Origin of the sequence: Vibrio sp. 10N.261.52.C11, assembly GCF_041471405.1 — a bacterium.
In the GTDB taxonomy this organism is placed as follows: Bacteria; Pseudomonadota; Gammaproteobacteria; order Enterobacterales; family Vibrionaceae; genus Vibrio; species Vibrio crassostreae_C.
Window position 1 is genome coordinate 1 of the sequence record NZ_JBFROI010000112.1, and the last position, 2044, is coordinate 2044.

General features: G+C 48.2%; 1 protein-coding gene. It reads right to left on the bottom strand.

Annotated elements, in window-relative coordinates; all coding sequences use genetic code 11:
- A partial coding sequence (locus AB4323_RS23910; RefSeq protein WP_372153499.1) for a VCBS domain-containing protein occupies nt 1-2044 on the bottom strand: 2044 nt, incomplete at both ends.

Below are 2044 nucleotides of genomic sequence, written 5' to 3' on the forward strand. Positions count from 1 at the left end.
TTTGGGCAGCATCGCCAACCGCCGAGAGCGTCGTTGATGCGCCAGTGTGGGTCACACCACCGTGGGCATCTTTGACGTCATAGCTAAAGTGCACATCGCCGTTATAGTCTTTCTCTGGGGTAAAAGTAAACGTGCCATCGGTATTGAAGGCAATAGCACCGTGGTCAGCCTGTAGGTTTTCAATGGATAATTTGCCAATGTCGTTGTCGTCAACATCGCTAGAATTGGCCAGTAGCTGTGCAGGGGTGAGGACTATCTGGGTATCTTCCAAGCCATTCGCTAAACGTACTTCAGCTGACGCAACTGGCGCATCATTGGTGCCATGAACGGTCACTGTGATATCTTTTTTAGCACTGCCATCGATAGATTCAACGGTAAAGGTTTGCTGGAAGCTTTCCCCTGCGCCTAAATGTTGGACTTTATCATTGTCAATGTTGTATGACCAATGGCCTTGTGCGTTGATATTGAACTGACCACCTTCGGTGGTGGTGATGGTTTGTGCGATAAAACCGGCTTGGTCGTGATCCGGGTCAATGACCTGTAACGTGCCACCACTGCTGAGCTGATTGGTGGTATTGCCAAAGGAAGTATGATCTTCGTAAACATGATTATTTAGGCTGGAGTAGGGCGTCACTGCAATTTTTGCTTGGTTATCTTCACCGGTCACTTTCACCATAATGGTGAGCTTCTGACCATCAGTGGTTTCGACTTCGTAGGGGAGCTCCATCGACTCGCCAGCATGTAGGCTACTGATTAGATCGTCCGGATGATGATTGGTACCTGTATTTAATCTGAATTGATAAGTGCCATTAGGCCAAACATCAAGGTAACCAGGTGCAAACCCTTGACCTAAATATTTACCGCTAAAAACAAACTGAGTGTTATCGCCACTATCAGGGTCAATCAGCTGAAGCTGGCCTCTATAGGATTTAAATTCGCTATCCAGCGCTTGTGTTTCAGTGAGCTGAATGACATTAGAAACCAGTGTGGCTTTATCATCTGTCCCGGCAATCGTAAGCGTGGCGGTTTGTTGCGTACTTCCACCATGGCCATCTTCTACTTGATAAGTGATAGCGATTTGTTGCGACTGACCATTGGCCAAATGATTAAATGCGGGATCAGTGGCATCAACAATTAACGTATGCCCATCAGCATCTAAGGTAATGCCCGTTGGAAGTTGGCCCGACTGAGGTTGACCATCGATGGCATATTCAAGGTGACTGATAGTTAAAGCGTCGCCGTCTTTATCTGTGGCACCTACTAGCAGATTGAGGGTGTGATGATTATCGGCCCCCTCACTGACACTGTCTGTTAAAGGCGTCACATCAGGGTTGTCGTTAACCGCAGCTAAGTTGGTGGTTGCGCCGGTGTGGGTCACACCACTGTGTGCATCCTTAACGTCATAGCTGAAGTGTACATCGCCGTTATAGTCTTTCTCTGGGGTAAACGTAAACGTACCATCGGCATTGTTTAGAATAGAGCCATGGTCAGCATGCAGGTTTTCAATGGTTAGTTTACCGGCGTCATTGGCATCCACATCGACGGTATTCGCTAATAGTTGCGCGGTGGTTAAGGTTTGGCGTGTATCTTCACTGCCATTTGCAAGCACCACTTCAGATGAACAGTAAGGTCTGTCGTTACTGCCGTGAATGGTGATGACAATATCGTGTGTTGTACCATCTTTTGAATGGACTGTAATCGTATCGGTTAAGCTTTGCCCTTCACCAAGTTGGTCAATTGCAGTGCCACGCGTTGTGGGTCTAGCACCTATACCTGATAGATGCCCAGCATCGGCATGGTAATGCCAGGTGCCATCGGTGAGTAAGATTAGATCGCCATAGGTGCCGTGATAGTCGTAACCATTGCTGCCTTGGCGTTCAAATCCTGACTCGCCTACATCGGGGTCTGTGATGGTCAGCTTGCCATCAGCATAGAGTGTTGTATTGCCAAGTGTGGCGATGCCTGAGTGAGCATAGTCGGGTGACATGTCGACACCCGCGCTGTTTTCGGTTATTGAACCAGTATCAACGCCAGCGATTTGGGC